This is a genomic window from Marinobacter xestospongiae, from assembly GCF_023156385.1.
Taxonomy (GTDB): Bacteria; Pseudomonadota; Gammaproteobacteria; order Pseudomonadales; family Oleiphilaceae; genus Marinobacter; species Marinobacter xestospongiae.
Window position 1 is genome coordinate 1 of sequence record NZ_JAKZAK010000005.1, and the last position, 20,271, is coordinate 20,271.

Genomic DNA, 20,271 nt, shown 5'->3' on the forward strand with positions numbered 1-20,271 from the left:
TCGAGACAGACCATCTCGAGTTCGTGTTGTTGTGGGGAGGGCTCTTTGAGCATGGGGCAGCCTCTGGAAAGTCGCTGGCCCAATTACAACAAACCCCCGCTACCATGGCGAGGGTTTGTCAGCAGTCTGAGCGATCCATTGGATCGCTCTTTTTCGTTGTAGGGTGGTCGCGGCTCCAGTTGCCGAATCAGTGTTTGACCTTGACGATGGTGATGCCCAGCAGAAAGCCCTCGCCCTCAGGGGTACTGCGAAGGACTTTGCAGATGGTCTCAAAGGGAGGGAACTGTTCGTTGGTTGAGGGCATCAGGGTCTGGATTTCTGTCCCTTCGGCGATTGGCTGCTCCACGTAAAGCTGCATTCCCGTGCCGCTCAGGTCCCTGCAGATCGCCGTGTAGGTCTGGCCTGAACTGTCTGTGATCTGAATTTCCGTGTTCACCTGCATGCGGTGGAAGTCACGTTTCTCTGAGTAGTCTTTCATGGTCATAGACATCACGGTACCTCAAGCGCGTTGTTTTTGTAGTTATAAGATGTACTTCGTCCAGCGTCAAAGAACGCATAGTCATAACGAGACCTGTAAGCCAAATATTTAGTGTTAGCTTGGGTTGCTACACACCATATGTGGTGTTTTGGCTCGGCTCGGTCCCGGCTTTTTCCGGGCTGCCCGTGGTGAGACCGGCCGGGCAGCCCTCAGGAAGCCTGTCAGGCCCAGTTATCGGTTTTCTTGCTGGGTTTCAGCAGCGGGATGATCAGTGCCAGCAGTACCCCAAGCAATACCAGGCCAGCGCCCAGCAGCATGAAATCAGATTCGCTCTTGGTTTCCAGGCGCTCCTTCTCGGCGGTGAGAACTTCCACGTCGTTGAGCAGGCGCTGGTTCTCCTCCTGAAGTTCGCGATTACGCTTCTCCAGGTTGAGGGCATTGGCGGAGATTGCCTTGATGTTGGCCAGTTCTTCGCTGAGGGATTGGGCGCGGGTTTCAAGGTTGCTTTCTGATGACGCCAGCTGATTGCGTTCCTGCTTCAACTGGGTCAGCTCGGCCTGCAGTGTCTCCAGCCGGCTGCGGGCCTGTTCCAGTTCCTTGTTGGCACGCTCCAGACGGTCCCGGGCAATGGGGGTGTCGGTCAGGTAACGGGTTGGCAGCCAGCCTTCGATGCCCTCCCGGGTGCGGACCCGGCTGTAGCCGGAGTCGCTGGTCTCCAGCAGTTCTACCGCCGTGCCACTGCGCAGGCCCCGGTGCAGTATCCGGAACTGGGTGCCCTCACCGCTGCGTACAGGCGCCATGAGCATGTCGTCGATATACATGGTTCTGGCCTGGGCGGGCAGGTTGATGGCGAGGAGCAGAAAGGCGCAGGCGAGCAGGCGGATAAGCTTCACTGGAGTCAGTTCCTGAGGGATGAATGAAAGCGGTAATTTTGTCATAGCGAACCTTTGGATCAAGGTGAGCCCGATTACAAAAAACTCATGCGCTCCCGATCAGGGTAAAACGCGCTTGAACGGTTTCACCGTAACGCTGCGGTAAACGCCGGCGTCCACGTAGGGATCGGCATCGGCCCATTGCTGGGCGGCTTCCAGTGACTCGAACTCGGCAATGACCAGGCTGCCGGTAAAGCCCGCGTCACCCGGGTCCTCGGTGTCCAGGGCAGGGTGGGGGCCGGCGATGAGCAGGCGGCCTTCGGCTTTCAGTGCGTCCAGGCGGGCCAGGTGGGCCGGACGGGCGGTTTTTCGGTGGGGCAGGCTGTTCTCTACATCTTCACTGATGATGGCGTAGTACATGTGGGTCTCCAGAGTGTCATCCCGGCAGAGGTGAACCAGCATTGCAGGGGCTGGCCAGGTTGGATCGGGCCAAACGGCAATACAGCCGTTCCCGTGACTGGTACACTGCCGACAGGATTCCTGTAACAGATGAGTAGCCGTGACTATACCCCAAGGGACCTCCCTCTGCATTGATCTTCACTGCCACAGCACTGCCTCTGATGGCACTCTGACGCCCTCGGAGCTGGTTGACCGGGCGGCAGCGATGGGCGTGACCCATCTGGCGCTTACCGATCATGACACCATCGACGGTCTGGCTGAGGCGCGGACGCGGGCGGGCGAGGCCGGGCTGGCTCTGATCAGTGGCATCGAACTGTCCTGCGTCTGGCGTCGGCAAACCATTCATGTGGTCGGGCTGGATTTCGATGTTGAGGACAGCCGCTTTCTTGCCCGTTTACAGGCCCAGCACGACAACCGCTGGCGTCGCGCCCACAAAATTGCCGAGCGTCTGGAGCGGAAAGTCCCCGAACCTCTGCTGGATCTGGCGACCGAGCAGGCCGGTGGTGATGTCCCTGGTCGACCCCATTTTGCCAAGGCATTGATCGCCCAGGGTGTTGTCAAGAACATGAACCAGGCGTTCAGTCGCTATCTGAGCAACGGCAAGCCCGGTGACGTCAAGGCCTTCTGGCCGGAGCTTGAGGAGATTGTTGGCTGGATTACCGACGCCGGGGGGGTTGCCGTGCTGGCCCATCCCCGTAAATACGGTTTGACCGGCAGTAAATTGCGCCAGTTGGTGGCGGATTTCCAGAGCGCCGGTGGCCGGGCGATGGAAGTGGCGACCTCCGGGCAGCAACGCGGCGATCTGTCGTTTCTGGCCGAATTATGTCGAGGTAGTGAGCTGATGGCGTCCCAGGGCAGTGATTTTCATTTTCCCGGGGCAAGCTGGTGTGAGCTGGGGCGGTTTGAAACCCTGCCTTCGGGGCTAAGGCCCGTCTGGCAGGGATTTCGTACCCCATTGTAGGGGAAGGCCCGGAGTCACTTACTCCGGGGCGTGGAACAGCAGGTAAAGGTCGGTGAGTGTGTCAGGAATGGCGTCCGCCATCTGACGGCTGAGCTTGTCGCTTTCCCGCGCCTTGCGGAAGTCTTCATCATCGAACAGTCCTGACAGAGCCATCATCGGCACCAGCAGGTTGGCGGTCTCATCTTCATCGCCGGTCAGCCATTGCTCCTCATTTTCCAGGAAGGTGTCGACGAAGCCGGCGCACCAGTTCTCCAGCGCGTTCATCGGGTCGCCATCTTCCGGTTCTGGCAGTTCTGGCGGTTGTCCCATGGTCAGCTCGCCGCGCATGGCGTCGGCGAGCTTGGTAACGGCGGAGGAAAACACCTCAGGCACGCCGGAGGCTGGCAGCTGGTCCATCCCCGTTGCCAGCCGGAAGATGTCCTCAGCTGTCAGAGACACCGGACCGACCACGCTGGCACAGACGACCCCGTGGAGGCCGAAGAAATCCAGGGCTTCCTCGCCCCAGGGTTCTGCGAACAGGATGTCTTCCAGCGCTTCGATCTCAGTGTTGCTCAGCATGCCTTAGTTCCCCTCGGCTTTCTTGGCAGCTTCTTCTGCTGCTTTCTGACGTTTCCGCACTTCCCTTGGGTCGTTGTAGGCGCGGCCTGGTGTTACCGGTGGTTCATCGGCTTTCGGCGCCTTGCTTTCAGCCGGCTTGTCGTCAGCTTTTTCCGCCTTGGCGGCAGGCTTGGCCGCTGCTTCCGGCTTGGCCTCAGGGGCCTTGCTGTCCTTGGCGTCATTGTCCGCAGTTTTCGCGGCTGGCGCTTTGGGCTCAGCGGTCGGCGCCTTGGCCTGCTCAGGCTGGGGCTTGGCTTCCTGCTTGTCGACCTTGCTGTCCGCTGGCTTCACCTCGGCGTTGCGGGCCGGTTTTTTAGTGTCAGCCTCGGCTTTCTCTGCTTGCGGAGTCTTAGCCGGAGAGGTGCCGGCGTCGGCTTTTGCGGCAGGCGCTTTGGTTTCGGCTGGTTTGGCCGCAGGCTTGTCTTTCGCTTTGGCTGCGTTGTCGTCGGCGTTCTTTGACGATTCCTTGGTTGCGTCCACTGTGTCGCCGGCTTTGCGCTCATCAGCTGCCTTGGTAGCCGGTGACGGCTGCTCGGTAGCGACGTCCTTCTTCGCCTCGGATTTGTCGGCACGGGCCGGTTCCTGGTCCTTGCGGGCGACCGCTTCCTGGCTTTCGGGCTTGGCCTCGGCAGGCTTGGCAGAGGGCTTGTTCTCGTCAGCGGGTTTGCGGTCGTCCTGCTTGCCGGTCGACGGCGCGGAGTCGGGCTGTTTGTCAGCTTTGGCGGACTGATCCTTCGCCAGTTCTTCTACAGCCTTTGCCTGGGGCTGAGGTGCGTTCTCCTGCTTGCCGGCAGTGTCCGGCTTGCTGGCAGGGGCAGTCTTGGCGTCGTCGCCGGACTTGCCGGTTTCCTGCTGACTGCCAGGCTTGGCGGCTGGCTTGTCCGCTGCCTTGCCTTTGTTGCTGCTCTCAGCTTTATCCTTGCGACCCTGATCCTTGGGCTTGTTGTCATCCTTTGGCTGGGGCTTGGCTACATCGTCCTTGCCGGTATCCTTGCCAAGGTCCTTGCTGGAGTCTGGCTGGGTGTCCTGCTGGTGGCGCTCAACCCGTGCGGCCTTGCGGTTGGCCGGAGTTGACTCTGGCGTCTCGGCAGGAGAGCCGTCGCGGTTGCGCTGGCGACGGGGCTTGCTGCGACGCTTGTCGTCACCCTGAGGCTGGTTGCGCTTGTCATCGCCCTGGCCGCGCTTGTCTTCACCACCTTTCTGGTCGCGTTTGCCGGCGTTGTCCGCCTGGTTGTCCTTCGGCTTGCCGCCGCGGGACTTGCGATCCTGATTGCGGCCACCAGACTTGCGGTCTTCGCCGTCGCGACGGTTGTCGCCCTGCTGGCCCTTGCCACGGCCCTGGCCGCCACCGTCACGCCCGCTGCCTTTACCGCCACGGCTGCGGTTGTCGTCGCTGTTGCGGCCCTGACCACCAGACTCCTGTTGCCGGCGCTCCTGGCCGCTGCGCTTGTCCTGGCGGTTGCCTTTGTCTTTGGCGACCCGTGACTTGCGGCGGTCCTGGCGGCCCTGATTGCGACGATCCTGGTTGCGGTCGGCCTGTTGCTGACGGCCTTCTTCCTGTTCGTTTTCCTGCTCACCCTGGAAGAACAGTGCAATCTTGCGACCCAGGCGACGGAACATGCCTTCGTCCGATGTTGGCTCGCTGGTGGCTTGTTCTGCAGCGGCTGGCACAGACGCGGGGGTGGGGGCCGGCGCAGTCGGGCGAATCGCCTTTACTGCCGCTTCCTGGCGTGGTGCCGCCTCACGGCTGGCGAAGACTTCGATCTCTTCTTCTTCCCGGTCGGAGTATTCCTGGGCTACCTGGTAGCTGGAGACTGGCTCGCTGCTGGTCTCGTCTTCCCGCATCCTTACGATCTCGAAATTCGGGGTTTCCAGGTGGGGCGCAGGCACAACGACAATGCTGACTTCCTGGCGGGCTTCGATGTCGGCCAGTTGCTTGCGCTTCTCGTTGAGCAGGAAGGTGGCGACCACCACCGGCACAATGGCGCGAACCTCGCCAGTCTTGTCCTTGGAGGATTCCTCGTAGATCAGGCGCATGATGCTGAGAGCAAGAGACTCAATGCCCCGGATGGTGCCCTGACCATTACAGCGTGGGCAGACTTCACTGCGGGTTTCGCCGAGGGATGGCCGCAGGCGCTGGCGTGACATTTCCAGCAGGCCGAAACGGGAAATCTTGCCGACCTGTACCCGTGCGCGGTCAAGCTCGAGCGCCTGGCGGACCTTGTTCTCCACTTCGCGCTGGTGCTTGGCGGGGGTCATGTCGATAAAGTCGATCACGATCAGGCCGCCCATGTCCCGCAGGCGCAGTTGGCGGGCGATCTCTTCAGCGGCCTCCAGGTTGGTCTGCAGGGCCGTCTCTTCGATGTCGTGGCCTTTGGTGGCGCGGGAAGAGTTGATGTCGATGGACACCAGGGCTTCGGTGGGATCGATGACGATCGAGCCGCCAGATGGCAGCTTTACTTCGCGCTGGAACGCCGTTTCGATCTGTCCTTCAATCTGGTAGCGGCTGAACAGCGGGATTTCATCCTTGTACAGCTTGATCTTGTTCTCGAACGACGGCATCACCGCGCGAACAAAGTTCAGCACGTCTTCGTAGACCACCTCGGAATCAATCAGTACTTCGCCAATGTCCTGGCGCAAGTAGTCCCGCACGGCACGGATGATGACGTTGCTTTCCTGGTGAATCAGGAACGGCGCCTTGCGTTTGCCAGCGGCGTCGGTGATCGCTTCCCAGAACTGGACCAGGTAGTCCAGGTCCCACTGCAGTTCTTCGGAGGTGCGGCCAATGCCGGCAGTGCGCACGATGATGCCCATGTTCTTCGGCACCTGCACGTCAGACATGGCTTCCTTGAGCTGGGCGCGTTCTTCCCCTTCGATACGGCGGGAAATGCCGCCGGCGCGGGGGTTGTTCGGCATCAGTACCAGGTAGCGGCCGGCGAGGGAGATGAAGGTGGTGAGGGCTGCGCCCTTGTTACCGCGTTCTTCCTTGTCGACCTGGACAATGACTTCCTGGCCTTCGGACATCACGTCCTTGATATTGATCTTGCCTTCGATCTGGCCGGGCGATTTCTTGAAGTATTCTTTGGAGATTTCCTTCAGAGGGAGGAAGCCGTGGCGTTCAGCGCCGAAATCGACAAAGGCGGCTTCCAGGCTGGGCTCAACCCGGGTAATGCGGCCCTTATAAATATTGGCCTTTTTCTGCTCGCGGGTGCTGGATTCGATATCAAGGTCAAACAGCCGCTGGCCATCTACCAGGGCAACGCGCAACTCTTCTGGGTGAGTTGCATTGATCAGCATTCTTTTCATGGAAAGAATTGTTTCCTGTCGGTTGTGTGACAGAAAACCGTGGGGAGGGCATCGGCGAAGACCAACGTACGCACCGCCAAGCCGCAGGGCTGGCGATCAGACCTGTCATAGCCCGGCGAGTGGCCGTTGCATTGATCTGTTACTGCTTGCTGTCACCCGTTCCCCGGGGGGAATCTGGCGGCAGTGATCACTCAGTGTCTTTTTGCGCATGTGGCTCGTAGTCAAGTTCACGCGGGTGCCTGGGTCTCACGTCATATTCGTCTGCTGGACGGCCCGGCCCTGCGTGTCAGTAATCTTTCTTCGCGATGTTGCCCGACGGTTTTCCGCTCGGTTAAACAACTAGCCTCTGCTGTGATGACGCTCCTGGTTGGGAGTCGTTCAGGGCACGTTGGCAAGGGAGGTCGGTTCCTGGCGTCACGCCCGGACGGCCGGAAGCACTGACGATACGTTTACCCTTGGGTTGCTGTATCAAGCTTCGTTGATCCGGGTGAACGCAATCGGCGGACTCACCCCGCTGCCTCGGCGGAGGCACTCTGCGCGCCGAAACCTGTCATGATCGGTTAATCGGCGTTCAAACTGTCAAATAGTGTCGGTATACTTCTGCCGCTCCGGCGGTTGGCATGAAGGCCAGGCCGTATACAAACAGCAGAGCACGCCGGAATATAACAGTAATCCTCTGGGGCATCAATCCCGATCCGGCACGGTGTCCGACCTCCCCATTTTTCGGCATTATTTCAGGTGTTATGAGACCCAATTCCAGACGCAGGCAGCCATCCCATTCGACCCCCAGGCAACCGTCAGATCCGGCTCCGGGCCAGGAGCGTTCAGGGGTTCGCTGGGTGACCGTGGACGACGATACCGCCGGCCAGCGGGTCGATAACTTCCTTCTGGCCCAGTTGCGGGGCGTCCCCAAGAGTGTGATATATCGCATTTTGCGGAAAGGCGAAGTGCGGGTGAACAAGGGGCGGGTTAAGCCTGACAGTCGGCTGAAAGCGGGCGACCAGGTCAGGATTCCGCCGGTCACCCAGAAGAAAAAAGAAGCGCCGGTGGTACCGGGAAGCCGGGTTCAGGCGGTCATGGAAAACGCCGTGGTGTTCGAGAATGAGCAGATGCTGGTGGTGAACAAGCCCTCCGGCATCGCGGTTCACGGCGGCAGCGGGCTGGATTTCGGGCTGATCGAGGTGCTTCGGGCAGCCCGTCCGGAGGCGCGTTTTCTGGAGCTTGTGCACCGGCTGGACCGGGATACGTCCGGGTTGGTAATGGTGGCCAAGAAGCGGTCAGCGCTGCGCTTTCTTCAGGATGAGCTGCGCCAGAAGCGGATTCGTAAGCACTACCACGCCCTGGTGGCGGGGGACTGGCCCGATGCGCTTGATCGTATCGACGAGCCGCTGTTGCGATACGAGATGAGCAATGGTGAGCGCCGGGTTCGGGTAGACGCCGAGGGCAAGGCGTCGCTGACGCTGTACCGGGTGCTGGTGCGTTACCCGGGTTATACCCTGGTGCAGGCCTCTCCGGTGACCGGGCGGACCCATCAGATTCGGGTGCATAGCACCTGCGCTGGTCATCCCATCGCTGGGGATGACAAGTATATGGACGACGCCAGTCTTAAGGCCTTTCGGGCGGCCGGCGGGCAGCGATTGATGCTACATGCCCGGTCGCTGGAGTTGACCATGCCGGGATCAGAGGAGGCGGTGAGGTTCGAGGCGCCGTATGATGAGGCGTTTGACGCAGTATTGGCGCGGATGGCGCGGCGATGAATTCAGCTATTCGGGGGCAGGTGTGAGTCAGCAGCACAAGGTTGTTATTTTTGATTGGGATGGAACCGTGGTGGATTCCATTGAGCACATCGCCGATTGCCTTCACCAGGCAGCCACGGATCTCGGGTTTCCGGCCCTGGAGTGGGCGGCCTATCGGGATATCATCGGCCTGGGAATGGTTGAGGCGCTCGAAGCGCTTTATCCGGGCATCAGTCGGGATGAGATGAAGGCTATCCGTGACGGATATGGCAGTTACTTCTTCGCTCGCATGGTGACGCCGAAAGAGGTGTTCGAGGGAATGGCCGACATATTGGTGGATCTCAATGCCGGCGGCCGGCACTGTGCGGTCGCGACCGGCAAAAGTCGGCGCGGACTGGACCGGGCTCTGGAGAGCAGCGAGCTAGGCGGGCACTTCGCGCTGACCCGCTGTGCTGATGAAACCCGCTCGAAACCGGACCCTGCGATGCTGGAGGAGATTCTCGCGCATTTCTCAATCGCCCCGGATGAGGCGGTGATGATCGGGGACACCCGCTATGACCTTGAAATGGCCCGTCGTATCGGCATGCCGTCTATTGGCGTTGAATGGGGCGTTCACGATCGTGAGGAGCTTGGCCGCTATGAGCCGCTGGCGGTTGTCAGTCAGGTGGCAGAACTGCGTGACGTGCTGGGGCTGTAGCCGGGGTTTGTGATAATCGGGTTTTGCAATAGTGATGTATAGGGTGTGCGCAAGCACAGGGATTTAACTGTCAATGGAAAGGAAGTAGGAAAAGCTTATGTCTGAATGGGATTCGGGTCGACAATCCGGCTTGGGTGAGAGGTCGGCGCCAGCGACGGGCGCTAGCGGTGCGCCGGAACAGGGGCGTGACTGGAAGTTGATCGAGAAACTGGTGATGTCGCTGCAGTCTGAGCAGCGCCGGAGCCGGCGCTGGGGCATCTTTTTCAAGCTTTTGACGTTTACCTACCTGTTTGCGTTGCTGGCGTTGCTGGTGTTTCCAGCGGGGCAGGGCATGCAACCCTCTGTGGGTGAGCATACCGCGTTGATTGAGGTGACTGGCACCATTGCCGCTGACGAGGACGCCAGTGCGGATAATCTGGTGGGCGCCCTGCGGGAGGCTTTCGAAGAGGAGAAGGCCAAGGCGGTGGTCATGAGGATCAACAGTCCGGGAGGAAGTCCGGTTCAGTCTGGCTATGTGTACGATGAGATTCGCCGGCTGCGGGAAGAGTACCCTGACAAGAAGCTCTACGCGGTGATTGCTGATATCGGTGCGTCTGGTGCCTACTACATTGCGGCCGCGGCGGATCAGATCTATGCCGATAAGGCGAGTCTGGTGGGCTCGATTGGCGTGATTGGTAGCGGCTTTGGCTTTACCGGGCTGATGGAAAAGCTGGGCGTTGAACGTCGGCTTTACACCTCGGGTGAGAACAAGGCCTTCCTGGACCCGTTCTCGCCGGAGAAAGAAGGTGAGGTGGCGTTCTGGGAAGAGGTGCTGGAGACCACCCATGAGCAGTTCATCGCGCAGGTTCGCGCCGGTCGGGGCGATCGTCTGGTCGAGGACGACCGGCTGTTCAGCGGTTTGGTCTGGACTGGCGAGCAGGCGCTGGAGCTTGGTCTGATCGATGCACTTGGCAGCTCCTCCTACGTTGCCCGGGATATTGTGGGTGCCGAAGACCTGGTGGACTACACCCGGGGCGGCTCGCGCCTGGAAGAGTTTATCGAGCGCCTGGGCGCCTCTGTGGGCGCCGGTTTTGCCGAGCAGGTGGTTCAGTCCCGGCTGGAGATGCGATAGCGCTCCGCCAGGAGGTCGAGACCCCAGTCTTCCAGCAGGTCGCACAGGGCGATCAGTGGGAGTCCGATCAGGGCGTTGGGGTCGCGGCCATTCAGTGAGCTGAACAGGGTGATGCCCAGGCCTTCCATGCGGAAGCTGCCGGCGCAGTCGTAGGGTTGCTCAACCCTGAGGTAGTGCTCGATGTCCTGTTCAGACAGTGCCCGGAACTGTACGTCAAAAGGTTCGCACAGCACGGCGGCGCGCCCGGATCGGGTGTCCAGCAGGGCGAGACCGGTCAGGAAGCGGACGCTTCTGTCGCGGCAGCGGCGCAGTTGTTCCACGGCGCGGTCGTGGGTGTGCGGCTTGGTCAGGACGGTGCCGTCATCGAGGGTGGCGACCTGATCCGAGCCAATGACCCAATGGTCGGGAAATCTGGCCCGCAGGGCTTCGGCTTTTTGTCGTGCCAGGCGCTGGACCAGTTTCGTGGCGGATTCGTCCGGCTGGCTGGATTCATCAATATCCGGGCTGGCGCAGTCGAACGGCAAGCCGAATCGTTCCAGCAGCTGTTTGCGGTAGGGCGATGAAGACGCCAGCACAAGTTGGGGTAAGGTCATGATTCGCTCGGGCTCTTGAGGGCTTCGAAGGCGAGCTTACCACAGGGGCTGGGGCGGTATTTGGCGGAGATTTTCGGGTTCGGGGTCAATAATAGTCGATGGTTGACCGAAAATTGAACGCCAGGGCCACGAAGTCTTTGACAGCCGGGGGGTAGAGCCCTAGAATTGCGCGCCTATGTCAAACGCCGAATTGCCCAAGATCGTCGATCCCTACAAACTTGCCGAACAAGGTGAAGTGCTTGAGGGAACGATTCCGCTGAAACAGCTGGACCGCTTCGCCGATTGCATTGTCGGGATGGATGAAGACGGGCACTGTCAGGTCAAGCTGTCATTCTCAATGGATGACGAGCGGCGCCGGATCGTATCGGGACAGCTGGATACTCAGGTACAACTGGAGTGTCAGCGTTGTATGAATCCGATGGATGCGGCACTGACATCCCAGTTTCGTCTGGGGCTGGTGACCAGTGATGAGCAGGCCCAGCAGTTACCCAAGGAGCTCGAGCCGTTTCTGACGGATGAGTTCAATGCAGATCTGTGGACTATGGTGGAAGACGAGTTGTTGCTCGTGCTGCCGCCATTTCCGCTCCACGACCGGGGACAGTGTCCGGCCAGGGAGCAGCTGGAGGCGCTGGAAGAGGATGATGCCGAAATGGATTCCGAGGAATCCAAGCGGGACAATCCTTTCAGTGTTCTGGCGGGTCTGAAGACGAAAAAACATTAACGAATGTAGCTGGCGGAACCGCTGCAAGGTGGTTTCGCTGCTGTTTATACGAACGCTAGTTTCAAGGTCAGGAGCATAATCATGGCTGTACAGCAAAACCGGAAAACCCGCTCTAAGCGTGGCATGCGTCGTTCCCACGATGCTCTGAATGCTGCCACTCTGTCCACCGACGCCACCACAGGTGAAGTTCATCGTCGTCACCACGTCTCTCCGGACGGCTTCTACCGTGGCAAGCAGGTAGTTGAAGCGCGCGACGAGTAATCGTTGCGCCTGATACCGCCCTGTGTCTGACGGAACCGTGGTGAAATCGGTCACCCTGGCCGTCGATGCCATGAGTGGCGATCGCGGGGCTGCGGTAGCAGTCAGCGCGGCGCTGGCGGCGGTAACAGAAAACGAGGCCTTGAGCGTCATTCTGGTTGGTATCCGGAGTGAGCTTGAGGCCTTGTTGTATGGGGCGGATCGTGATTCCGGGTCGGCCGGCCATCCCCGAATCAGCATTGCTGAGGCGGTGGATGTGGTGCGGATGAATGAGCGTCCCTCCCACGCCCTGCGGCACAAGCAGAATGCCTCCATGGCAGTGGCGCTGCGGCTGGTTCGGGATGGCGAAGCCCAGGGCTGCGTCAGTGCCGGTAATACTGGCGCGCTGATGGCGTTTGGTCGTTCGATCATCCGCATGTATCCGGGGATTGAGCGCCCCGCCATCACCAAGCTGATTCCCTCCCTTCGCGGTCGCTGTCACGTCCTGGATCTGGGCGCAAATGTCGATGCCAGTGCCGAGAACCTCTACCAGTACGCTCTCATGGGCTCGCTGATGGCGTCTGCGATCAGTGACCTGCCTGAGCCGCGGGTGGCGTTGCTCAACGTCGGTGAAGAGGAGATCAAGGGCAATGAGCAGGTGAGGCTGGCGTCCCATCTGCTGGCTCAGTGCGATACCATCAATTACATCGGCTATGTCGAGGGCAGTGATCTGTTCCGGGATGTGGCGGATGTGGTGGTGTGTGACGGTTTTGTCGGCAATATCGCCCTCAAAACCGGAGAGGGCGTCGCCGGGTTGCTGATCGAGCTGCTGGAGCAGGCATTCAGTCGCGGACTCTACGGCCGATTCGTTGGCTGGCTGGCGCGTCCGGTGCTTGGGCGCCTGCTGAAGCTGATGGACCCGGCCCGCCACAATGGCGCCAGCCTGCTTGGGCTGCAGGGCGTGGTGATCAAAAGTCATGGTAATGCCAATGAGTGGGCCCTGCTGGCCGCCATTCGGCAGGCAACAAAAGAGGTGGAAATGGAAGTTCCCCGCAGAATCAACGACAGACTGGACGACCTGATGCTGTGATCGGCGCCATCCTCTGGCCTGCATTGCGACCAATGTCCTAGCAACTGCAGTGGCCGGCCGGTGGTTGTTGCGGGGCTTGCCTTGTACTATTGGCTAATCTCTCATTCCGCTCACAGACGATAAGATTCCCATCATGAAATCAGCCTTCATTTTTCCTGGTCAGGGTTCGCAGTCCGTTGGCATGCTGGCGGACGCGGCGGGCAACTGGCCGATCGTTGAACAGACATTCTCCGAGGCGTCGGATGTGCTGGGGTATGACCTCTGGCACCTGTGTCAGCACGGCCCTGCCGAAGAACTCAACCGCACCATGGTGACGCAGCCGGCGTTGTTGACGGCCAGTGTTGCACTCTGGCGTCAGTGGCTGGTGGCCGACGGACCGCGTCCGGATTTTGTCGCCGGGCACAGCCTGGGTGAATACAGCGCGCTGGTTGCTGCCGAAAGCCTCAATTTCCTTGACGCTGTGAAGTTAGTGAGCCTGCGGGGCGAACTGATGCAGGAAGCGGTGCCCGCCGGCGAAGGCAAGATGGCCGCCATTCTGGGTCTGGAAGACAATGACGTGGCAGCTGCCTGCGAACAGGCGGCTGGTGATGATGTGGTGTCCGCGGTGAACTTTAACGCGCCTGGCCAGGTTGTGATTGCTGGCTCGGCGGCAGCGGTTGACCGTGCCATTGAGACCTGTAAAGAGAAGGGCGCTCGCAAGGCCATGCCGTTGCCCGTGAGTGTTCCGTCTCACTGTGCGCTGATGAAAGGGGCCGCTGAGGAGTTGGCCGGTGCACTGGATGAAGTCACCTTTAACGATGCTGTCATCCCGGTGGTGCAGAATGTCTCCGCGCTTGCCGGTCAGGATCGCGATACCCTGAAAGCCAACCTCGTTCGCCAGCTTTACTCTCCTGTTCTGTGGACCGATTCCGTGCGCCATCTGGTGTCTGAAGGCGTCTCGGTCGCGGTTGAGTGTGGTTCAGGCAAAGTGTTGGCGGGCTTGGCCAAGCGGATCGACCGTAACTTGGCGGTTCACAGCATTGAGCAGCCGGATTCGCTGGCTGCGGCAATCCAGGCTGCATCGGCAAAATAATGAAGGCGAACGGCGGTTTCAGCATCTACATGAACCATTGTAAGGAAGCTTTCCATGTCACTTGATGGCAAAATCGCGCTGGTTACCGGAGCAACCCGGGGTATTGGCAAGGCAATTGCTAAAGAACTTGCAGGCCAGGGTGCGCTGGTCGTGGGGACTGCCACCAGCGAAGCAGGCGCCGAGAGCATCAGTGAAGACCTCGCTGGCGCGGCCACACCCGGCTTTGGCATCGTTATGAACGTGTCGGACCCCGAGAGCATTGAGGCGGGGCTGAAAGCCGTCGCTGAGCGGGCCGGCGCGCCCCACATCCTCGTCAACAACGCCGGTATTACCCGGGATAACCTGTTGATGCGGCTCAAGGATGGCGACTGGTCCGATGTGATCGAAACCAACCTTGCCAGCGTGTTCCGCCTGTCCAAGGCGGTGCTGCGGGGTATGGCCAAGGCCCGCTGGGGGCGGATTATCAATGTCAGCTCGGTGGTTGCCGGCATGGGGAACCCCGGCCAGACCAACTACTGCGCGGCCAAAGCCGGGGTTGAGGGCTTCACCCGCAGCCTGGCGAAAGAAATGTCAAACCGGGGAATCACCGCCAACTGCGTGGCTCCGGGCTTCATCGACACCGATATGACGCGAAAACTGGACGACAAGCAGCGCGAGTCTATGATGGAAGTCATACCTGCGGGCCGTCTTGGGGAGCCGGAAGAAGTCGCTGCCGTGGTGGGCTTTCTTGCCTCGGACGCGGCCGGCTATGTGACCGGCGAAACCATACACGTCAATGGTGGTATGTACATGGGATAAGGCTTGCGCAACAATAGCCGTAATTCCTTGTTGCACAAGGCGTTAGACAGTTTGTTCGCTTGTTTGCGAATAGGCTTTAAACTAAACTGGCAATCCGATATTGCTTGGTTGAAATCAAAGTGAGGAAATTATGAGTACAGTTGAAGAGCGCGTAAAGAAGATCGTCTGCGAGCAGTTGGGCGTTAAGGAGTCCGAGGTTCAGAGCACATCTTCTTTTGTTGAGGATCTTGGCGCTGACTCACTGGACACTGTTGAGCTGGTAATGGCTCTCGAAGAAGAGTTTGAAACCGAAATTCCTGACGAAGAAGCTGAAAAGCTGGCGAGTGTCCAGGACGCGATCGACTACATTGTCGCGCATACCTGATACTCCGCTCGATTAGTTCGCCAAGCAGAAGCCGTCCTGAGCATCGTCCACGGGACGGCTTTTTTATTGGCTGTCATTTTCCCGAGTTTGTCGGTTTATTCAGATAAAGGACGTAGGTGAACGGTGTTATGGCTGAACGACGTGTTGTGATCACAGGTCTGGGCATGCTTTCCCCGCTGGGGAATGATGTCGAATCCTCTTGGCAGGGTATCAAGTCGGGGCGCAGCGGTATTGGCCTGATCGACCGGTTTGACGCTTCCGAGTACAACACCAGGATTGGTGGTGCGGTTCGGGATCTCGATATCAGTGCCTATCTGTCAGCAAAGGACGCTCGCAAGATGGACGCGTTCATCCACTATGGCCTGATTGCCGCCCAGCAGGCGGTGGAAGACGCCAGGCTGGACGCCAGCGATGACCTGGACGTAGACCGGGTTGGTGTCGCTATCGGGTCCGGTATCGGGGGCCTGGAGTTTATCGAGAAGAACGTGCTCGCCCTGAATGAGAACGGCCCGCGCAAGGTGTCACCGTTCTTTGTGCCAGCCTCGGTGATTAACATGATCTCCGGCAATGTTGCTATCAAGCATGGCTACCAGGGCCCCAACATCGCCATCACCACGGCCTGTACCACCGGTACCCATAACATCGGCTATGCCGCCCGCACGATCGCCTATGGCGATGCGGATGTGATGCTCGCCGGTGGCGCCGAGATGGCGACCACGCGGACCGGTGTTGCAGCTTTCTCCGCTGCACGCGCGCTTTCCACCCGCAACGATGAGCCGGAGAAGGCCAGCCGCCCCTGGGATAAAGACCGTGACGGCTTTGTGCTCAGCGATGGTGCCGGCGTACTGGTGCTGGAAGAGCTTGAGCACGCCCGTCGTCGTGGCGCGACTATTTACGGCGAAGTGATTGGTTTTGGTATGAGCGACGATGCCTACCACATTACCGCGCCTTCCGGCACCGGTGCCCAGAAAGCCATGCGCAATGCCATGCGCGATGCGGGCCTGGCGCCGGAAGAGGTGGACTACATCAACGCCCACGGCACCTCAACGCAGCTTGGTGATGTGGCGGAAGTGGATGCGGTGAAAGCCGTATTCGGCGACCACGCCCATAAGCTGGCCATGAGCAGCACCAAGTCCATGACTGGTCACCTGCTGGGAGCCGCCGGGGCAGTGGAGGCGATCTTCTCGACACTGGCGGTGCGGGAAGGCGTGTTGCCTCCGACCATCAACCTGGAAAATCCGGGGGAAGGGTGCGATCTCGACTTCGTCGCCAACCAGAGTCGGGAAGCCGATGTGAAAGTGGCGCTGTCCAACTCCTTCGGGTTTGGCGGCACCAATGGCACGCTGATCTTCCGTCGCTTCGAGGATTGAGTGGCCGGTCTGGACGTAATCTGGGCCGACCGCCAGGACCTGCCGGCCAGTGACCGTGGGCTCGCCTACGGTGACGGTCTGTTTGAGACCGTTCGGGTTGAGGGCGACCAGCCATTGCTGCTCCGCAGGCATCTGGAGCGACTGGTCGCCGGTGCCCGGAGGCTGGCGATTCCATTGCCGCCCGATCAGCTCCAGCAGCTGGTTGGGGAGGCCCTTGAGCACTACGGCCGGCCATCGGCCTGGGTGCTCAAGCTGGTCCTGACCCGGGGCAGTGGTGGCCGGGGCTATCGTCCTCCGGCCCAGTCCCGGCCCCGGCTAGTGCTGTCCCGTCATGCCATGCCGCCCCTGCCGGCGCCGGGTGGGGTAACGGCAACGGTGGCGAGCACCCCGTTGGTGGTCAGTCCTGAGCTGTCGGGCCTGAAGTCACTGAACCGCCTGGAGCAGGTGATGGCCAGCCAGCATCTGTCGGCCGAGGCCTATGAAGCTGTGTTTACTGACGCCGGCGGCCGCCTGCTGGAAGGCACGCGAACCAACCTGTTGCTGCGGTTTGATGGCCAGTGGTGGCAGCCACCAGCGGAAGGTGTTGCTGTAGCCGGGGTTATGGCTGCCGCACTGGCGGACGGTTTGACCGCTGCCGGCGAGCGCGTGCGACAAAGGCCGTTGCCACTGTCTCTGCTCACCCGGCCAGAGTGTGAGGGGCTGTATCTGACCAACAGCGTGATTGGCGCTGTGCCGGTGCGCAAACTGGGATGTCTGTATTTGCCAATTGATAACACCCTTGCGACAATCTGCGATCCGTTGAAGCTGCCGAAGTAAACCTCTTTTGATCCGTAAACTCGTTGTACTCATTGTGTTTTTGGTGGTTCTGGCTGCTGCCGGGTCCGGTCTCTGGGTGTGGCAGGGGTTCAAGACCCTGGAGCAACCGGTTACCCTGGACGAGCCCGTGCTGTTCCACGTGCCTTCCGGTACCGCATTTTCTCAGGTGGCCCGCAACCTGGAACGCCAGGGGCTGGTCACTCGCAGTCTCTGGCTTCGCCTGTATGGCCGGCTGGTACCGGAGCATGCTCGTATCAAGGCTGGCGAGTATGAGTTCGTCGCTGGCATGAGTCCTCGCGATATGCTGATGGCCATGGTCAACGGCGACACCAAAGATTGGTCGATGCAGTTCATCGAGGGCTGGACATTCCGCGATGTGCGGGCGGCGCTGAGTGCCAGCGACAACATCCGCCACGTCACCCGTGACTGGAGTGACGAGCAGATCATGACCGAGCTGGGCGCGCCCGGAGATCACCCCGAAGGCCGCTTCTTTCCGGATACCTACCTCCATACCAGTAATGACTCGGATCTGGATCTGCTGCGACGGTCGTTCGAGGCGATGAACCGCGTGCTGGAGGAAGAATGGGCGACCCGTTCTGACAACCTGCCCTATGACTCCCCCTATGAGGCGCTGATCATGGCGTCTATCGTGGAGCGTGAGACCGGAGTGCCGCATGAGCGTAACGAGATTGCCGGGGTGTTCGTTCGCCGGCTTGCCAAGGGCATGCGGCTGCAGACCGATCCGACGGTGATCTACGGTATGGGTGAGCGTTACAACGGCCGTATCACCCGTCGTGACCTGCGCCAGCACACCCCGTACAACACCTATCGCATTGATGGCCTGCCGCCAACGCCGATCGCATTGCCGGGCCGTGAGGCAATCCATGCGGCCCTGCACCCGGCCGATGGCAACACCCTCTACTTCGTCGCCCGGGGCGATGGCAGCCATAAGTTCTCCCGCAACCTGCGGGAGCACCAGCAGGCGGTGCGCCAATACCAACTCAATCGCCGTGAGGACTATCGCTCATCACCGGCCCCCGCCAGTCAAGGAGCCGGGCAATGACCTCTCGTGGGCAGTTCATTACTTTCGAAGGTGGTGAAGGGGTTGGTAAATCCACCCAGATCACCCGGGCTGCGGACCTGCTGAAGGCGCGCGGACTCGACGTGATGGTGACCCGGGAGCCGGGCGGGACGCCGATGGCCGAAGCTATCCGGGAGTTGCTGCTGGCGCCGCGGGACGAGGCCGTGCACGAGATGACCGAGCTGCTGCTGGTGTTCGCCGCCCGGGCGCAGCACCTGCATGGTCGCATTCTGCCGGCCCTGGCGCAGGGCGCCTGGGTGCTGTGTGATCGCTTCACCGACGCAACGTTCGCGTATCAGGGGGCGGGACGCGGGCTCAGTCAGCAGCGCATCGCGGCCCTGGAGCAGTTGGTGCAGGACGACGTGCGGCCCGATCATGTCATCGTGCTGGACGCCCCCGTTGCCACCGGCATGGCCCGAGCGGCCCGCCGGGGTGAACTGGACCGCTTTGAGCAGGAAACCGTGGCGTTTTTTGAGCGCATCCGCCAGTGCTACCTGGAGCGGGCCCGGGCGTTGCCCGCGCGCTACCATCTGGTGGATGCCGGCCAGGCCCTGGACGCTGTGAGCGAAGACGTCTGCCGCATTCTGAGCCAGCTGCTGCCATAAGAGCCATCGGCTGCGATATATCGTTGGCGTCATCTGCGTACATTTCGCATTGAATCCTGTCGTCTAATGCCACAGACTTGGCCTTTGGCTGCAAGTGAGAAAGGCTTGCATCCGCCCGGTCAGTGATCCTGAGTGTCGGCGGCCAGGTGCTTCCGACGTGCAACTGGTACGCGACACTGCTTTACTGATCGGGGAGTGAATCAATGCGGGCCCAAACCAACAGGGCGGCCCGCGGTACGGTACCCCTGGCCAGGCCTGTTTATGCTCAATGCCCGACTGCTGAAATTGCCGGAAGCGGCCCATCAGCATCGCCATGACTACCACCAACTGGTAATTGGTATCCGTGGCGAGGCGGAGCTGAGCGTTGATGGCAACGGCTCGCGCCTAGACAACTGGCGGGCCTGTCTGGTGCCAACGGAAGCCCGGCACGATTACCGGGGTGATCACCAGAATCATGTCCTGGTGATCAATCTCGATCCCTACATTCCTTCCCTGAACTCGCCTCGGCATGCCGATTACGATCAACTGGCGCCGATGTTTGAACGCGCCCGTACCGTCAGTCTGGATACCCGGTTGCAGGGGATGGTGCAGTTCTGTGCCACGGAGTTCGATCGCTCACCTGACAACGAGGCCCTGCGCCGTCACCTGTCGGCGAGTATCCTGCATTGCCTGGCGGAGCGGGTGGCTCTCAGCGAGCCCCGGCGTGCCGTCAACCGCGTCGGCCTGAGCCCGGAAACGATTCGTCGTTATGTCATGGAAAACCTGCACAAAAAAGTGACGGTAAAAGACATGGCCAATGTGGCCTGCCTGAGCGTCAGCCGTTTCCATGAAATATTCCGCGAACTCACCGGCGTCTCTCCCCATCAGTTCCTGATCCAGACCCGGCTGGACCAGGCTGTCCAGTTGCTGACCGGCACCCAGTTATCGGTCACCGAGATCAGCTATCGAACCGGATTTTCCAGTCAAAGTGCGTTGACCAACGCTTTGCGAAAACATCGCGGCACAATTCCGTCTAAGCTGAGGAATAGCGAGAACGTTCGCGGGCAATGAGGAGAAATTCCCGAGTATCGGAGGAATTTGCAATAAAACCGTAGCAATTTGTAAGTCACGCCCGGTGTTCCGAACTACCTTTACGGATCAATCGAATCCAGTCAGGGCGTCTTTCGATCGTTACAGGTTTCCTGATCCTCATAGGTAACAATGACAATCAGCCTATCGTGCTCTCCAACGGGTGAACGGGCAGGCCGACCATGGTGTCGGCACTTGGCGTTTTCACCGGGTGGAACACCAGTCGTGGCTTCGGGCCA

21 protein-coding genes are annotated in these 20,271 nt (G+C 60.3%); 15 read left to right on the top strand and 6 right to left on the bottom strand.

From position 1 onward, the window contains the following. Positions 1–187 precede the first annotated feature (187 nt). The 3 genes from MLD24_RS04430 to MLD24_RS04440 form a co-directional block, all read right to left on the bottom strand. On the bottom strand, positions 188–484 hold the full coding sequence (locus MLD24_RS04430) for a PilZ domain-containing protein (RefSeq protein WP_344815562.1): 297 nt from the start codon (positions 482–484) through the stop codon (positions 188–190). Positions 485–699: 215 nt separating this feature from the next. Beyond that, positions 700–1,371 (bottom strand): TIGR04211 family SH3 domain-containing protein, encoded by a 672-nt coding sequence (locus MLD24_RS04435; protein ID WP_316973642.1) that lies wholly within the window; start codon positions 1,369–1,371, stop codon positions 700–702. Between the two features lie 99 nt (positions 1,372–1,470). Next, entirely contained in the window at positions 1,471–1,770 is a 300-nt protein-coding gene (locus tag MLD24_RS04440) for a YciI family protein (protein WP_248165002.1), read from the bottom strand. 139 nt (positions 1,771–1,909) lie between these two features. Here MLD24_RS04440 and MLD24_RS04445 point away from each other — a divergent pair, with 139 nt between their 5' ends. Beyond that, entirely contained in the window at positions 1,910–2,770 is an 861-nt protein-coding gene (locus MLD24_RS04445; RefSeq protein WP_248164527.1) for a PHP domain-containing protein, read from the top strand. A gap of 18 nt (positions 2,771–2,788) precedes the next feature. On the opposite strand, the gene MLD24_RS04450 is transcribed toward MLD24_RS04445, so the two are convergent. Both MLD24_RS04450 and rne read right to left on the bottom strand, forming a co-directional pair. Continuing rightward, a complete protein-coding gene (locus tag MLD24_RS04450) occupies positions 2,789–3,328 on the bottom strand; it encodes a YecA/YgfB family protein (RefSeq protein ID WP_248164530.1) in 540 nt (179 codons plus the stop codon). Between the two features lie 3 nt (positions 3,329–3,331). Next, positions 3,332–6,673, bottom strand: a complete 3,342-nt coding sequence (gene rne / locus MLD24_RS04455; RefSeq protein WP_248164534.1) for a ribonuclease E — start codon at positions 6,671–6,673, stop codon at positions 3,332–3,334. Positions 6,674–7,416: 743 nt separating this feature from the next. On the opposite strand from rne, the gene rluC reads away from it, so the two are divergent. The 3 genes from rluC to MLD24_RS04470 all read left to right on the top strand — a co-directional run bounded on the left by rluC (position 7,417) and on the right by MLD24_RS04470 (position 10,217). Then, positions 7,417–8,430: a 23S rRNA pseudouridine(955/2504/2580) synthase RluC gene (rluC, locus tag MLD24_RS04460; RefSeq protein ID WP_248164547.1), complete on the top strand. Its 1,014-nt coding sequence runs from the start codon at positions 7,417–7,419 to the stop codon at positions 8,428–8,430. Positions 8,431–8,452: 22 nt separating this feature from the next. Beyond that, positions 8,453–9,106, top strand: coding sequence for an HAD family hydrolase (locus MLD24_RS04465; protein WP_344815558.1), 654 nt, complete (start codon positions 8,453–8,455; stop codon positions 9,104–9,106). 97 nt (positions 9,107–9,203) lie between these two features. Next, positions 9,204–10,217, top strand: a complete 1,014-nt coding sequence (locus tag MLD24_RS04470; RefSeq protein WP_248164552.1) for a S49 family peptidase — start codon at positions 9,204–9,206, stop codon at positions 10,215–10,217. Here the strand turns inward: MLD24_RS04470 and MLD24_RS04475 are convergent. Then, positions 10,193–10,810, bottom strand: a complete 618-nt coding sequence (locus MLD24_RS04475; protein ID WP_248164555.1) for a Maf family protein — start codon at positions 10,808–10,810, stop codon at positions 10,193–10,195. The genes MLD24_RS04470 and MLD24_RS04475 overlap by 25 nt on opposite strands. Positions 10,811–10,985: 175 nt before the next feature. Between MLD24_RS04475 and MLD24_RS04480 the strand changes: the two genes are divergently transcribed. The 11 genes from MLD24_RS04480 (at position 10,986) to MLD24_RS04530 (ending at position 20,014) form a co-directional block, all read left to right on the top strand. Next, positions 10,986–11,531 carry a YceD family protein gene (locus MLD24_RS04480; protein WP_248164558.1) on the top strand — a complete coding sequence of 182 codons (546 nt, stop codon included), beginning with the start codon at positions 10,986–10,988 and terminating at the stop codon, positions 11,529–11,531. A gap of 81 nt (positions 11,532–11,612) precedes the next feature. Beyond that, positions 11,613–11,792 carry a 50S ribosomal protein L32 gene (gene rpmF / locus MLD24_RS04485; RefSeq protein ID WP_227175575.1) on the top strand — a complete coding sequence of 60 codons (180 nt, stop codon included), beginning with the start codon at positions 11,613–11,615 and terminating at the stop codon, positions 11,790–11,792. A gap of 40 nt (positions 11,793–11,832) precedes the next feature. Next, positions 11,833–12,858 carry a phosphate acyltransferase PlsX gene (plsX, locus tag MLD24_RS04490; RefSeq protein WP_425562297.1) on the top strand — a complete coding sequence of 342 codons (1,026 nt, stop codon included), beginning with the start codon at positions 11,833–11,835 and terminating at the stop codon, positions 12,856–12,858. 133 nt (positions 12,859–12,991) lie between these two features. Beyond that, positions 12,992–13,930, top strand: coding sequence for an ACP S-malonyltransferase (gene fabD / locus MLD24_RS04495; protein WP_282450452.1), 939 nt, complete (start codon positions 12,992–12,994; stop codon positions 13,928–13,930). A gap of 54 nt (positions 13,931–13,984) precedes the next feature. Continuing rightward, positions 13,985–14,728 (top strand): 3-oxoacyl-ACP reductase FabG, encoded by a 744-nt coding sequence (gene fabG, locus MLD24_RS04500; protein WP_248164560.1) that lies wholly within the window; start codon positions 13,985–13,987, stop codon positions 14,726–14,728. 130 nt (positions 14,729–14,858) lie between these two features. Further along, complete coding sequence (gene acpP / locus MLD24_RS04505) at positions 14,859–15,092, top strand: acyl carrier protein (RefSeq protein WP_092021478.1); 234 nt, start codon at positions 14,859–14,861, stop codon at positions 15,090–15,092. A gap of 128 nt (positions 15,093–15,220) precedes the next feature. Then, complete coding sequence (gene fabF, locus MLD24_RS04510) at positions 15,221–16,462, top strand: beta-ketoacyl-ACP synthase II (protein ID WP_227175578.1); 1,242 nt, start codon at positions 15,221–15,223, stop codon at positions 16,460–16,462. Next, the gene (locus MLD24_RS04515) at positions 16,463–17,278 is read left to right on the top strand and encodes an aminotransferase class IV (protein ID WP_248164563.1); all 816 of its coding nucleotides are present in this window, start codon (positions 16,463–16,465) and stop codon (positions 17,276–17,278) included. Positions 17,279–17,285: 7 nt separating this feature from the next. Next, positions 17,286–18,341, top strand: a complete 1,056-nt coding sequence (gene mltG, locus MLD24_RS04520) for an endolytic transglycosylase MltG (protein WP_248164565.1) — start codon at positions 17,286–17,288, stop codon at positions 18,339–18,341. Next, positions 18,338–18,964, top strand: a complete 627-nt coding sequence (gene tmk, locus MLD24_RS04525; protein ID WP_248164568.1) for a dTMP kinase — start codon at positions 18,338–18,340, stop codon at positions 18,962–18,964. Before mltG ends, tmk begins: the two co-directional genes overlap by 4 nt. Before the next feature lie 261 nt (positions 18,965–19,225). Then, on the top strand, positions 19,226–20,014 hold the full coding sequence (locus tag MLD24_RS04530; RefSeq protein ID WP_248164571.1) for a helix-turn-helix transcriptional regulator: 789 nt from the start codon (positions 19,226–19,228) through the stop codon (positions 20,012–20,014). Positions 20,015–20,271: the final 257 nt, after the last annotated feature.